Below are 12,665 nucleotides of genomic sequence, written 5' to 3'. Positions count from 1 at the left end.
GTGACGCGCATCACGCACTCGGACATCTTGACGCCCCATCCTCAAACCGGTTTGGTTGACCTCGTTCGAGAAGTCAAACCGGTTTGAAGGCGGGCCGTCACCGGTCCACCGGCAGGAAAGTTCAGGCGCCATGGCACGCAAACCCACCATCGCGGACGTAGCCCGTCGGGCAGGCGTCTCGCGTGCCACCGTCTCCTTCGCCCTGAACGACCGCCCCGGTGTCGCCGAGGAGACGAAACAGCGGATCCTCGCCGCCACCCAGGAGCTCGGCTGGACCCCCAGCCGTAAGGCCAGGGCGCTCTCACTCGGCAAGGCCGGCGCGTTCGGTCTCGTTCTGGCGCGCGATCCGGAGCAGATCGGGGCCGACCCCTTCTTCCCCGCGTTCATCGCCGGCGTCGAGGCCGTCATCGGACAGCGGGGCGACGGGCTCATGGTCCATGTGACCACTCCCGGACAGGAGCAGGGCGTCTACCGGCGGCTGGCCGCGGAGCAGCAGGTGGACGGGGTCCTCCTGACCGACCTGCGCCGCGACGATCCGCGCCCCGCCCTTCTGCGGGAGCTCGGTCTGCCCGCCGTCGTGGTCGGCCAGCCGGAGTGGGGCGGCGGACTGGCCGCGGTGAGTCTGGACGACGAGCCGGCCTACACGGCCGCCGTCCGGCATCTCGCGGAGCTGGGTCACCGGCACATCGCCCACGTCGAGGGGCCGCAGGAACTGCTGCACGCCCACCGGCGCCGGACCGCCTGGGAGCAGACCCTGCGCGAACTCGGCCTGCCCGAGGCGCCGGTGCTGCCCGGAGGGTTCACCCCCGAGGGCGGCGCACAGGCCACCAGACAGCTGCTGACGTCCGCCGAGCCGCCGACCGCGATCGTCTACGGCAACGACCTCGCCGCCATGGCGGGGCTCTCGGTCGCCCAGGAGCTGGGTGTCCGGGTTCCCGGTCAGCTGTCGCTGGTCGGCTACGACGACGCACCCCTGACCCGGTACAGCTACCCGCCGCTCGCCTCCGCGCGTGCCGACGCGCGGGGCTGGGGGGAGGCCGCGGCCCGCACCCTGGACGCGGTCGTCGCCGAGGGCGTCGCCGATCATGTGCGGCTGCCACCGGCCCAGTTCGTGCCCCGCGCTTCGATGGGGCCCGCTCCCCGCCGCTGACGCGCCGGGCAAAACGTACCGGTCGTGCCGGCGACGGCCGGGAATTCCGTGTGGCGACGAGGCCATGCGTGAACAGTTCGGAGATCAATCATGCTGAGGAGAACGGCGTACGCGCTGCTCGTGCTCGCTCTGGCGGGCACGGCGACGGCCTGTGGCCGGTCGGCTCCCGATCCGGCCACCGCCGCCGAGGCGCGCGGCCCGATCACGGTCTGGCTTTCCAACAACGCGCAGGAGGTGCAGTGGGGCAAGGCGATGGTCTCCGCGTGGAACGCGGGCCATCCCGGCCAGCACGTCACGGCGCAGCAGATCCCGGCGGGCAAGACCTCCGAGGAGGCCATCAGCGCCTCGATCATCGCGGGGACGACGGCCTGTCTCGCCTTCAACACCTCGCCCGCGGCGGTGCCGACGTTCCAGAAGCAGAACGGGCTCGTCTCCCTCAGTGACTTCCCGGACGGCGAGAAGTACATCACCGAGCGCGGCGGCGGCCTCACCGGCCAGTACCGCTCCCCCGACGGCGCGTTCTACCAGCTGCCGTGGAAGAGCAACCCGGTCATGATCCTCTACAACAAGAAGCTGTTCGCGAAAGCCGGCCTCGATCCCGAGCACCCGAAGCTCGCGACCTACAAGGACTTCCTCGAAACGTCCCGCACGCTCGTGCGCAGCGGTGCCGCGAAGGCGGCGATCTGGCCCTCGCCGAGCAGCGACTTCTTCCAGCCCTGGTACGACTTCTATCCGGCGTTCGCCGCGCAGAGCGGGGGCAAGCAGCTGATCGAGGACGGCAAGCCGCAGTTCGACTCGGCGGCGGGCCACCGGGTCGCGGAGTTCTGGCGGACGCTGTACGCGCAGAAGCTGGCACCCCAGGAGGCGTATCCGGGCGACTCGCTCAACGACGGCAAGGCCGCCATGGCGACGGTCGGACCCTGGGCGGTCGCCGCGTACAAGGACAGTGTGGACATCGGTGTCGTGCCGGTGCCGACCGCCGACGGCGGGAGCGGCACCTACTCCTTCAGTGACGAGAAGTCCGCGGCGATGTTCAGCTCCTGCGAGAACCGGGCCACCGCCTGGGACGTGCTGAAGTTCGCGACCTCCACCGCGCAGGACGGGAAGTTCCTCGAAGCGACCGGCCAGATGCCGATGCGCGAGGACCTGACCTCCGAGTACGCCGGCTACTTCGAGGCGAACCCGACGTACCGGGCCTTCGCCGACCAGGCGCAGCGCGTCGTCGAGGTGCCGAACGTGCCGGGTTCCATCGACATCTGGCAGGCCTTCCGCGACGAGTGGACGAAGTCGGTCGTGTTCGGCCGCGAGTCGACGCGTGCCGGGCTGCGCAACGCCTCGTCCGAGATCACCGACCTGCTGAACGAGTACGGGGACCCGTCATGAGCGTGAACCTGGACGCGGCGCCCGGCGCCGTGCGCACGAGCGGGCCCGCCCCGCGCCGCAAGGACCGCGGTCTCTCCCGGGCCGGGGCGCTGTTCGTGTCGCCGTACGTGCTGTTCATCGTGGTGGTCTTCGCCGTGCCGCTGGTCTACACGGTGTGGATCTCCTTCCACCGCTTCTACTTCACCGCGCCCGGCACGAAGATCGACTCGCCCTGGGTGGGTCTGTCGAACTACCGGGACGTGTTCACCGATCCCGTCGTCGGCCAGGCGTTCCTCAACATCCTGGTCTTCCTGGTCATCAACGTGCCGCTGACGGTGGGCCTCTCGCTCGTCCTGGCGACCGCGCTGAACGCGAAGATCCGGGGGCGTTCGTTCTTCCGTGCGGCGTTCTACGTCCCGTACGTGACGGCGAGCGTCGCCCTGGTGGCCGTGTGGCAGTTCCTCTTCGGCTCGGACGGGTTCGTCAACCACCTGCTGGGATCGCACGCTCCGGACCCTTCGTGGCTGGTGAACTCGCACCTCGCGATGCCGATGATCGCCGTCTTCGTGACCTGGAAGCAGCTCGGATTCTTCGTGATGCTGTATCTGGCCTCGCTGCAGAACGTCGGCAAGGAGCTGTACGAGGCGTCCGCCATGGACGGCGCCGGGCGGGTGCGGCAGTTCTTCTCGGTGACGGTGCCGGGCGTGCGGCCGGCGACCACGCTCGTCGTGATCTACGCGATCATCACGGGCGCCAATCTGTTCAGCGAGCCGTATCTGCTGACCGGGGGCGGCGGCCCGGACCACTCCTCCACCTCGCCCGTCCTGCTGATGTATCAGAAGGGCATCGAGCAGGGCCACCCCGACTTCGCGGCCGCTCTCGGCGTCGTTCTCGTCGCCTTCGTGATGATCGTGTCGCTCGCCGCCCGCAAGCTCACCGAGAGGGGCGACTGACATGAGCGCCACCACATCCCGGCCCGCCCGCCGCTTCCGGGCAGGCGGCGCGGTCCGCTACGTCCTGCTGTCGCTCGGAGCCGTAGCCTTCCTGTTCCCCTTCTACTACATGATCGTCGGCTCGCTGCGCGGGACGACGGTCGGCGACCTGTCCGCGGCCGTCCCGTCCGGCCTGACCGGCGACAACTACGCGGCGGTCAACAGCGCGATCTCGCTGGGCCGGTCCCTGCTCAACTCGGGGATCATGACCATCGGCGTGCTGATCTGCACGCTCGTCTTCGGGGTGCTCGCCGGATACGCGCTGGCGCAGCTGCGCTTCCGCGGCAAGGGGGCGGTCTTCGCGGCCCTGCTCCTCGTCCAGATGATCCCGTTCCAGCTGCTGACCCTGCCGCTGTACGTCCTCGTCGTCCGCGACTACGGGCTCGGCGACAACTACCTCGGCATGATCCTTCCCTTCGCGATCAACTCGACGGCGGTGTTCCTCTTCCGCCAGTTCTTCGCCCAGATGCCGCAGTCGCTGTTCGAGGCGGCCCGGATCGACGGCGCGAGCGAGCTGCGCATCCTGTGGAGGATCGCGTTGCCGATGGCCAGACCCGCCGTGCTGACCGCGCTGCTGCTGACATTCATCGGTCCGTGGAACGAGTTCCTGTGGCCGTTCCTGGTCACCAAGGACGCGGACATGCAGCCGCTGGCCGTCTCCCTCGCGAGCTTCCTCTCCAATCTTCAGGGCACGGTGGCCAACCCGGCCGGTGCCCTGCTGGCCGGCGCCTGTGTGCTGGCCTTCCCCGCGGTGGTCCTGTTCCTGCTGTTCCAGCGCCACTTCACCTCTACCGACATCGACTCCGGAGTAAAGGGCTGAAAGCCATGAGCAACACCACCACCGCCACCCTCATCCCCTACCGCATGGTGCGCAAGGGTGTGGTCATGTCCCCGCTGGCCGGTGAGGCGAACGAGGTCGAGGGTGTGCTGAACCCCGCCTCCGGCCGCACCCCGGACGGGAGGCTGCACCTGCTGCCGCGCCTGGTCGCCGAGGGCAACGTCTCCCGCGTCGGCCTCGCCGAGGTCGCCTTCGACGAGGCGGGCGTGCCCAGCGGCGTCGAGCGGCGCGGCACCGTCCTCGCCCCCGACGAGGGCTGGGAGCGCGGCAAGAACAACGCCGGGGTCGAGGACCCCCGCGTCACCTGGGTCCCCTCACTCGGCAAGCACGTGATGAGCTACGTCGCCTACGGCCCGCTCGGCCCGAAGCCGGCGCTGGCCGTCTCGGAGAACCTCACCGACTGGACGCGGCTCGGCCCGGTCCAGTTCGCGTACCAGCCGGATCTGGACACCGACCTCAACCTCTTCCCGAACAAGGACGTCGTCCACTTCCCCGAGCCGGTCCCGGGCCCGGACGGCGGGATGGCGTACGCGATGCTGCACCGTCCGATGTGGGACCTGGGCTGGTTCCGGCCGGGTGAGGGTGTGCACCTGCCCGCCGGTGTCACCGACGAGCGGCCCGGCATCTGGATCAGCTACGTGCCCGTCGCCGAGGTGGAGGCGGACATCAGCGCCCTGACCCGCCCGCGCGACCACCGTCTGCTGGCGCTCTCGGAGTTCCCCTGGGAGTCCCTGAAGATCGGCGGCGGCCCCGCCCCGATCCGGGTACCCGAGGGCTGGCTGCTGATCCACCACGGTGTGTCCGGCTCCATCGAGGACCCGTGGGCCCAGAACCAGGGCGTGTCGTACGCGGCCGGCGCGATGATCCTCGACCCTGCGGACCCCTCGCGGGTGATCGCCCGTTCGGACCAGCCGCTGATGGCGCCGGAGACCGAGGAGGAGGTCTCGGGCACCGTGCCGAACGTCGTGTTCCCGACGGCCATCGAGGAGGTCGACGGCCTGCTGTACGTGTTCTACGGGATGGCCGACGCGCACATCGGCGTCGCCCTCCTGGAGCGCACGGCGTGACCGGCGGCGCCCTGGGTGTCGGCCTGGTCGGCTGCGGCGGGTTCGCCGGGTTCGTCCTGGACGCCGTGGCCGGTCTGCCCGGTCTGCGTCTGGCGGCCGTCGCCGACCCGTCGCCGGCGCGTGCCCGGCGGCTCGGGGCGCGGCACGGCGTCCCGGCACTCGGCTCGCTCGGCGAGCTGCTGGAGCGGGACGACGTGGCGGCCGTGCTGATCGCCACGCCGCCGGCCACCCATGCAGCGCTGGCCACAGCCGCGCTGCGGGCCGGGCGCCATGTCTTCTGCGAGAAGCCGCTCGCCACCACGACCGAGGACGCGTCGGCGGTCGCCCACGAGGCGCGGCTCGCCGGGCGGGCCCTGGTCGTGGACCATGTACTGCGGTACAACCCGCTGTTGCGGGCCGTGGAGCGGCTGACCGGGCGGGGGCTGCTCGCGCGCCCTCGCCGGTTCCTCTTCGAGAACGACGCGTCGGACGAGGATCTGGGGGCCGGCCACTGGTTCTGGGACCAGGCGCACAGCGGCGGCATCTTCATCGAGCACGGCGTCCACTTCTTCGACGCCGCCCGCGCGCTGCTGGGGTCCGACCCGGTCTCCGTGCGGGCCACGGCCGTCGGCCGCCCCGGCGGCCCGGTCGACCTGGTGAGTGCCGATGTGGTGCACCCCGGAGGTGTGCTCGCCTCGCATCTGCACTCCTTCACCCATGCCCATCGCGCGGAGCGCCAGCTCATGCGCCTGGACCACGGGTTCGCCGAGACCCGGATCAGCGGCTGGATTCCCGTCCACGCGGAGATCACTGCGTGGGCCGACGAGGACGATGCCCGCGCCTGGGAGGAACTCCCAGGACTCCAGGACGAGTTGCTGGCCGTCGAGGGGTTCCGGCCGCACGGCGGCGAACGGATCGCCGTCCGCGTCGAGCGGAACGCCGGCTCCGCCGCGCCGGCCCGGGGCCGGGGCGAGGAGCGCTCGGTTCCGCACCGCGTGCGTGCCGTCCTCGACCTCGGCGGCGAGGCCCGCAAGCCGTACGTGTACGCGCAGAGCGTGCGCGCGGCCATGGCCGACCTGGTCCGGGCGGCCCGCGACGGCACGCGTCCGGTGGCCGACGCGGTCAGCGGGTTCGCCGCGGTGGCGGTCACCGAGGCGGCCACCGTAGCCGCCGCGACCGGCGCCGAACAGAGCGTCCTCGCCCCGGGACCGGCCCTGGCCGCGGCCGGCCGGGTCCCGTCCGAAGGAGTGCCGGCATGAGCTGGTGGCAGGACATGGTCTGCTACGAGGTCCACCCGCGGGCCTTCGCCGACGGGGACGGGGACGGGACCGGTGACCTGGCGGGGCTGACCGCGCGCCTGGGGCACATCAGCGAGCTGGGCGCGGACGCCGTGTGGTGCACACCCTTCTACCCGTCCCCGCTGGCCGACGGCGGCTACGACATCTCCGACCACACGGGGGTGGCCGCGGATCTGGGGACCGACGCCGATGCCGGGCGGCTGACCGCCCGCGCCCACGAGCTGGGCCTCAAGCTGATCGTCGATCTCGTCCCGAACCACACCTCCGACCGTCACCCGTGGTTCCTCGACGCGCTCGCGGCGGGCCCCGGGACGGCCGAGCGGGAGATGTACCTGTTCCGCGCCGGCCGTGGCGCCGCGGGTGAACTCCCGCCCAACGACTGGCGGTCGGCCTTCGGCGGACCGGCCTGGACACGGGTCGCGGACGGTGAGTGGTACTGCCATCTCCACGCGCCCGAGCAGCCCGACCTGAACTGGCGCAACCCCGAGGTGCGCGACGCCTTCACCGAAGTCCTCCGCCACTGGCTCGACCGGGGCGTGGACGGCTTCCGGGTGGATGTGGCACACGCCCTGTTCAAGGCGGAGGGGCTGCCGGACGCCGGCCCCGGGCAGCACACCGACCCCCTGCGCAACCACCTGATGCCGTACTACGACCAGGAGGAGCTGCACCCGCTCTACCGGGAGTGGCGGGCGCTGCTCGATACCCATCCGGCGCCGGCCGGGGCCGTCGCCCCGCGCGACCGGGTGATGGTCGCGGAGTCGGCCGTCTTCGACCCGGCGCGGCTGGCCCGCTACATCCGCCCCGACGAGATGCACCAGGCGTTCAACTTCGCTTTCCTGGAGGCGGCCTGGGACGCGGCGGAGCTGCGCCGGGTCATCGACGGCTCGTTCGCCGTGCCGGGCGCCGCGGTCACCTGGCTGCTCTCCAGCCATGACGCGGTGCGTCCCGTCACCCGCTACGGCTCCACGGCCCGCGCCCGTGCGGCCGCGCTGCTGATGCTGGCGCTGCCCGGATCCGCGTACCTCTACCAGGGAGAGGAGCTGGGCCTCCCCCAGGCCGAGGTCCCCGCCGACCGCGTCCGCGACCCGCTGTGGGAGCGCTCGGGCCACACGGAGGCCGGCCGCGACGGGGCGCGAGTGCCCCTTCCGTGGTCCGGTGTAAACCCGCCGTACGGCTTCACCTCGGCGGCGCCCGAGGACACCTGGCTGCCGCAGCCCGCCGGCTGGGCCGGGCTCACGGTCGCCGCGCAGGACCGGGACCCCGGTTCCACGCTCTCCCTCTACCGGGCGGCGCTGCGGCTGCGGCGTGCCCATCCGGCGCCGGACCCGGCGGCCCCGCCGGTCTGGCTCTCGGCCCCGGACGCACCCGTCATCGCTTTCCGGCGCGGTGAGCTGACGTGTGTCGTCAATGCGGGCTCCGAGCCCGTACGTCCCGCCGCGCTCGGCGTGTCCGGCCGTCCGCTGCTCAGCAGTGGTCCGCTCGACGGCGACGCGCTGCCGCCCGACACCGCCGCGTGGTTCCTTGCCGCGCCCCCTTCCCGTCCCGCCCGAGGAGACACCGATGACAACGCCCGTGACTGACCCGCCGCCCCGCACCGACCTGTCCGGACTCGTCAAGGCGTACGACGTGCGCGGCGTGGTGCCCGACCAGTGGGACGAGACGACGGCGGAACTGTTCGGTGCCGCTTTCGTCCGGGTCACGCGGGCGGACGCGATCGTGACGGGCCACGACATGCGGCCCTCGTCCCCGGGTCTCGCCCACGCCTTCGCCCGTGGCGCCACCGCGCAGGGCGCCGACGTCACCCGGATCGGCCTCTGTTCGACGGACCAGCTGTACTACGCCTCGGGCTCGCTCTCGCTGCCCGGCGCGATGTTCACCGCCTCGCACAACCCCGCCCGGTACAACGGCATCAAGCTGTGCCGGGCCGGCGCGGAGCCGGTGGGCCAGGACACCGGTCTCGCCGAGATCCGCGCCCTGGTCGAGCGGTGGTCGGACCATGGGGCGCCGGCCCCGGCCGGCCGCGCGGGTGCCGTCACCACGCGGGACACCCTGGCGGGCTACGCCGCGTACCTGCACTCCCTGGTGGACCTGTCGTCCGTCCGGCCGCTGAAGGTCGTGGTCGACGCGGGCAACGGCATGGGCGGACACACCGTGCCCACGGTCCTCGCCGGGCTGCCCCTGACGGTCGTCCCGATGTACTTCGAGCTCGACGGTACGTTCCCGAACCACGAGGCCAACCCGCTGGAGCCGGCCAACATCGTGGACCTCCAGGCCCGGGTGCGCGCCGAGCGCGCCGATCTCGGGCTCGCCTTCGACGGGGACGCCGACCGCTGCTTCGTCGTGGACGAGAACGGCGACCCGGTCTCGCCGTCCGCCGTCACGGCACTGGTCGCCTCGCGCGAACTGGACCGGCACCCGGGCGCGAGCGTCATCCACAACCTCATCACCTCGCGCGCGGTCCCCGAGGTGATCCGTGAGGCGGGCGGCACCCCGGTCCGTACCCGCGTCGGCCACTCCTTCATCAAGGCCGAGATGGCCCGGACCGGTGCCGTGTTCGGCGGCGAGCACTCGGCGCACTACTACTTCCGCGACTTCTGGAACGCGGACACCGGCATGCTGGCCGCCCTCCACGTCCTCGCCGCCCTCGGCACGCAGAGCGGCCCGCTGTCCGCGCTCACCAGCCGCTTCGAGCGTTACGCCGCCTCCGGCGAGATCAACTCCACCGTCACCGACCAGTCCGCCCGCACCGCCGCCGTACGCGCGGTGTGGGAGTTCCGCCCGGACACGGTGGCCAACGACCTGGACGGCCTCACCGTCAGCGGCCCGGACTGGTGGTTCAACCTCCGCCCGTCCAACACGGAACCGCTGCTGCGGCTGAACGTGGAGGCGCGCACCGATTCACTCATGCGCGCGGTCAGGGACGAGGTCCTGGTGACGGTCCGCGGCACGGCGGACGGGCGGGGCTGACGCCCGGCGGCCACGGGCCGCCGTGACCGGTCCTGGACGACGAGCTGTGCGGGCTCGCTACTGCGTCGCGTCGGTCAGGTCGATGGTGAGCACGTCGTCGTCCCGGGTCGGGTGCTCGATCGTGATCGAACCCGCCGCACCCACATGGCCGCGGGTGCCTCCGGTGATCGCGAACTCGTGGGTCCACCGGGGCGAGCCGGCCGGCAGCTCGGTCACGGCGGGGAGCGGACGCTGGAAGGCGGTGGCCGCGGTGATCATGCCGTCGTCCAGGCTCAGGACCAGGGTCGCCATGACGTACGCGCCGTCCGTGCCCACGGTGACGGGCAGGCAGTGCGCGTTCTCGGTGCCCACGCCGCGGCCCTCCTCGTCCGACAGGTCGTAGCGGACGAAGTACGGGACGCCGGCCGTGAGCACGTCCGGGAGGTTCGCGCCCGTGCGCTTGCCCTTCAGGGTGATCCGGCGGTCGGCCCGGCGCGCCGCGTGGGCCGTCCCGCCGGCCCCGGCCACCACTCCCCCGGCCATGGCCGCCACCGAGGTCAGCTGCAGAATGCTCCTGCGGTCCATGTTCGTCATCGCCTGTTTCACACCCTTGCTCGTCGTGTGCGTGGGGTGCGCTCGCACCCCACGGGTAACGGGCCCGCGCGGCGGAACGGTTCGCCTCACGCCCGCGATTCACTGGAACGCACGAACGCGGGGCTCCACCACTCGCCCGGTCCGGTCAGGCGGGCCGGGCCGGACGGAGCCAGTGGCGCTGAGTGCTCCAGCCGAGGAGGAGCCGGCCCTCCCCGGTGTCCGGGACACCGCCGGCCACGGTCTGCCGCAGGCCGGTCAGGGCTGGTGCCAGCCGGGCCGAGACGTGGCCGGGGTGCCGGGCGGCATCCTCGTCCAGGCGGCTGATCGCACGGGCCTGCGCCGCGGGGGCGCACAGCGACAGGTGGAAGATCATCTGGCGCCAGGCGTATGCCGCGTCCTTGATCATCGCCAGCGGGCGGGGGTTGCCGTGGACGCGGGCCGTCACCTTGCACACGGTACGGAAGCAGACTCCCGCGAGGTGCTCCCAGCCGGGCTCCGGCCTGATGCCGACGCGGCTGACCAGCGTGGCCAGGTTGTGCGTGGTGAGGATCTGCGCCTGCTCGATGACGCCGCCGCTCGCGGCCAGGGAGGAACTGCGGCTGCCAGGGATCTGCCCGGCCCGCTCGGTGCACAGCTTCGCGAAGTCCGGCGCGGTCCTGGTCCGTGCTCCGCCCGCCCGGGTGGCCGCGAGGTCGCGGACCGCGGCGTAGTCGATGCCGTAGTAGCGCTCGTACAGGGTGCCTTCGAGCAGCCCCGCAGCGACGCCTGCGGCAGCCAGGAACTTGGGGGTGAAGGTGCCCATGAAGATGTCGACGGCCAGTTCCTCGACGAACGGCGCGTCGGTCTCGGCCTGCCGTGCCAGCACGCCGAGTTCACGGATCAGGGGGTTGGGCAGAAGGGTCCCGGGGAAGGCCTGCACGGCCAGTTCGCCGAGTTCGCACAGGGCCGTTCGCGCGGGATGACGGCCGTCGCCCGTCCGGTACGCGGCCGTCGCGCGCACCCACGGAAGCTCGTCGGCCCGCACCTGCCGGGCGAGGTCGAGCAGGAGCAGCGAGCGCCGGTTGCGAAAGGCCCGGTAGTGCGCGGCCATCAAGGTGCGCAGCGCCTCGTCCCGGTAGGACTGCGCGCCGGTCGCCGCGACCAGTTGCGGGACGAGCTCGGCCAGGACCTCGGCGGAGGTGACGACCCCGCGTTCCACGAGGGTGGCGAGAGGAGCGCTCAGCGCGTTCTCGACCACGGTCCGGAGGGGAGCCGGGACCGCCGCCCCGGCGGGCAGTGCGGTGTGCCGCGCCTCGTCGGGTGACACTGCGGTGACCAGCGGCGCGGTGTCGGCCGCGCCGGCGTGCTGGGCGAGGGCCGACAGGCGGTGCAGGACCAGCTGGGCGAAGGCGTGGTGCGAGGGCCGGGCGGCCTGGGCCGCCTGCTGTGCGCGCAGTTCGGTGTGCCCGGCGGAGCCGGGGCGGCCTCGCTTGCGGACCATCGATTCCACGGCGTGCCGCAGCAGTCCGAGCCGCCGGGGCGTGAGCGGGCGGCCGGCGACGGTCTCTTCGAGGGCGCCGCGCAGAATGCCCGCGTTCCCCTTCGGGTCGCGGTGGGCGGTGCACAGGGTGTGGGCCGCGGCGAGTTCACGGTAGCGGCGCAGGAGGGCCGCGCCGCGCTCCCGCCAGGCTTCGTCGGGTGCCCGGTCCGCAACGGGGCCGGGTCCGGCTGTTTCCAGCCAGTGGGTGAGCAGTTCGTCGGCGAAGGGCTGCCAGACGGTGAGCGCTTCGCGCTGAGTCTCGATCGCGGTGTTGGGGCGGCGGCGGGCGAGCGTCGCGCGTGCCTCGGCGACCGTGCGGCGGTGGACCGCTCGGGCCGTGGGCGCCGGCAGGGCGGCGGGGCGGGGTGTGAAGCGCAGGCGGTCGGCGAAGGGGGCCAGGGTCTCGACGAGTCCGAGCGCACCTGCGGTGTCCTGGGCCCGCACCAGCCAGGCCACGGTCAGCAGGGCGCCCTCCTCGGGGACGGTGATCTCGTAGCGGCCGCTGTCGAGCAGGCCGTACAGCCGCGCGAGGCCCGCCTCGGTCAGGCAGTACGTGAACAGGGCCCGGCGCTCGGCGGGTACCCCGGCGTGGGACGCGAGTTCGTGCTCGTACGGCTGGAGCGGGCCTCCGGCGCTCGGCTCGGAGGTGACGAATCCGCCCCTAACGACCTCCGGTGTCACCCAGGCGGGCAGCCCGGCGACGGGGGTGCGGGAGCCGATCGTCAGGGTGCCGTCCGCCATGCCGGTGAGCACGGCCCGCCAGCGGTCGACGCGGTGGCCGGCGCGTTCGCGGGTGCCGGCGTCGTGGTGGGTGTGCGCGGTGAGGAAGGCGCGGGCCGGCATGGCTTCGGGACAGGCGGCGGATCCGTCGGCCCCCGCGGGGAACTCCCGCTCGGCGCGTGCGTGGTTGGCGTTCATAA

The 12,665-nt window shown here is 72.5% G+C and carries 10 protein-coding genes; 8 read left to right on the top strand and 2 right to left on the bottom strand.

Going from position 1 to position 12,665, the window contains the following annotated elements:
* Window positions 1-130: 130 nt before the first annotated feature.
* From B082_RS0105605 to B082_RS0105570, 8 genes are all read left to right on the top strand, one after another.
* Window positions 131-1,150 (top strand): LacI family DNA-binding transcriptional regulator, encoded by a 1,020-nt coding sequence (locus B082_RS0105605; protein WP_018550823.1) that lies wholly within the window; start codon window positions 131-133, stop codon window positions 1,148-1,150.
* A 90-nt stretch (window positions 1,151-1,240) separates the two neighbouring features.
* Complete coding sequence (locus tag B082_RS0105600) at window positions 1,241-2,533, top strand: extracellular solute-binding protein (RefSeq protein ID WP_018550822.1); 1,293 nt, start codon at window positions 1,241-1,243, stop codon at window positions 2,531-2,533.
* Complete coding sequence (locus tag B082_RS0105595) at window positions 2,530-3,465, top strand: carbohydrate ABC transporter permease (RefSeq protein WP_018550821.1); 936 nt, start codon at window positions 2,530-2,532, stop codon at window positions 3,463-3,465. The genes B082_RS0105600 and B082_RS0105595 overlap by 4 nt, the downstream gene beginning before the upstream one ends.
* Before the next feature lies 1 nt (window position 3,466).
* On the top strand, window positions 3,467-4,324 hold the full coding sequence (locus B082_RS0105590) for a carbohydrate ABC transporter permease (protein WP_018550820.1): 858 nt from the start codon (window positions 3,467-3,469) through the stop codon (window positions 4,322-4,324).
* A 5-nt stretch (window positions 4,325-4,329) separates the two neighbouring features.
* Window positions 4,330-5,409 (top strand): glycosidase, encoded by a 1,080-nt coding sequence (locus tag B082_RS0105585; RefSeq protein ID WP_018550819.1) that lies wholly within the window; start codon window positions 4,330-4,332, stop codon window positions 5,407-5,409.
* A complete protein-coding gene (locus tag B082_RS0105580; RefSeq protein WP_018550818.1) occupies window positions 5,406-6,647 on the top strand; it encodes a Gfo/Idh/MocA family protein in 1,242 nt (413 codons plus the stop codon). Before B082_RS0105585 ends, B082_RS0105580 begins: the two co-directional genes overlap by 4 nt.
* Window positions 6,644-8,266 (top strand): alpha-amylase family glycosyl hydrolase, encoded by a 1,623-nt coding sequence (locus tag B082_RS0105575; RefSeq protein ID WP_018550817.1) that lies wholly within the window; start codon window positions 6,644-6,646, stop codon window positions 8,264-8,266. Before B082_RS0105580 ends, B082_RS0105575 begins: the two co-directional genes overlap by 4 nt.
* Window positions 8,247-9,653: a phosphomannomutase/phosphoglucomutase gene (locus B082_RS0105570; protein ID WP_051094583.1), complete on the top strand. Its 1,407-nt coding sequence runs from the start codon at window positions 8,247-8,249 to the stop codon at window positions 9,651-9,653. Before B082_RS0105575 ends, B082_RS0105570 begins: the two co-directional genes overlap by 20 nt.
* Window positions 9,654-9,710: 57 nt before the next feature.
* Here B082_RS0105570 and B082_RS0105565 read toward each other — a convergent pair whose 3' ends face one another.
* The gene (locus B082_RS0105565) at window positions 9,711-10,226 is read right to left on the bottom strand and encodes a hypothetical protein (RefSeq protein WP_199783760.1); all 516 of its coding nucleotides are present in this window, start codon (window positions 10,224-10,226) and stop codon (window positions 9,711-9,713) included.
* A 145-nt stretch (window positions 10,227-10,371) separates the two neighbouring features.
* Window positions 10,372-12,663, bottom strand: a complete 2,292-nt coding sequence (locus B082_RS0105560; protein ID WP_018550814.1) for a hypothetical protein — start codon at window positions 12,661-12,663, stop codon at window positions 10,372-10,374.
* Window positions 12,664-12,665: the final 2 nt, after the last annotated feature.

The organism is Streptomyces sp. ATexAB-D23, assembly GCF_000373645.1.
GTDB classification, from domain to species: Bacteria; Actinomycetota; Actinomycetes; order Streptomycetales; family Streptomycetaceae; genus Streptomyces; species Streptomyces castrisilvae.
Note: the sequence above shows the minus strand (reverse complement) of the source record. Positions and strands in the feature narration are given on the sequence as shown.

Bases quoted from the DNA above. Each gene is read 5' to 3' on its own strand.
- B082_RS0105600 (WP_018550822.1), top strand. From the start codon at position 1,241: ATGCTGAGGAGAACGGCGTACGCGCTGCTCGTGCTCGCTCTGGCGGGC.
- B082_RS0105605 (WP_018550823.1), top strand. From the start codon at position 131: ATGGCACGCAAACCCACCATCGCGGACGTAGCCCGTCGGGCAGGCGTC.
- B082_RS0105570 (WP_051094583.1), top strand. From the start codon at position 8,247: ATGACAACGCCCGTGACTGACCCGCCGCCCCGCACCGACCTGTCCGGA.
- B082_RS0105585 (WP_018550819.1), top strand. From the start codon at position 4,330: ATGAGCAACACCACCACCGCCACCCTCATCCCCTACCGCATGGTGCGC.
- B082_RS0105565 (WP_199783760.1), bottom strand. From the start codon at position 10,226: ATGACGAACATGGACCGCAGGAGCATTCTGCAGCTGACCTCGGTGGCG.
- B082_RS0105575 (WP_018550817.1), top strand. From the start codon at position 6,644: ATGAGCTGGTGGCAGGACATGGTCTGCTACGAGGTCCACCCGCGGGCC.
- B082_RS0105560 (WP_018550814.1), bottom strand. From the start codon at position 12,663: ATGAACGCCAACCACGCACGCGCCGAGCGGGAGTTCCCCGCGGGGGCC.
- B082_RS0105590 (WP_018550820.1), top strand. From the start codon at position 3,467: ATGAGCGCCACCACATCCCGGCCCGCCCGCCGCTTCCGGGCAGGCGGC.
- B082_RS0105595 (WP_018550821.1), top strand. From the start codon at position 2,530: ATGAGCGTGAACCTGGACGCGGCGCCCGGCGCCGTGCGCACGAGCGGG.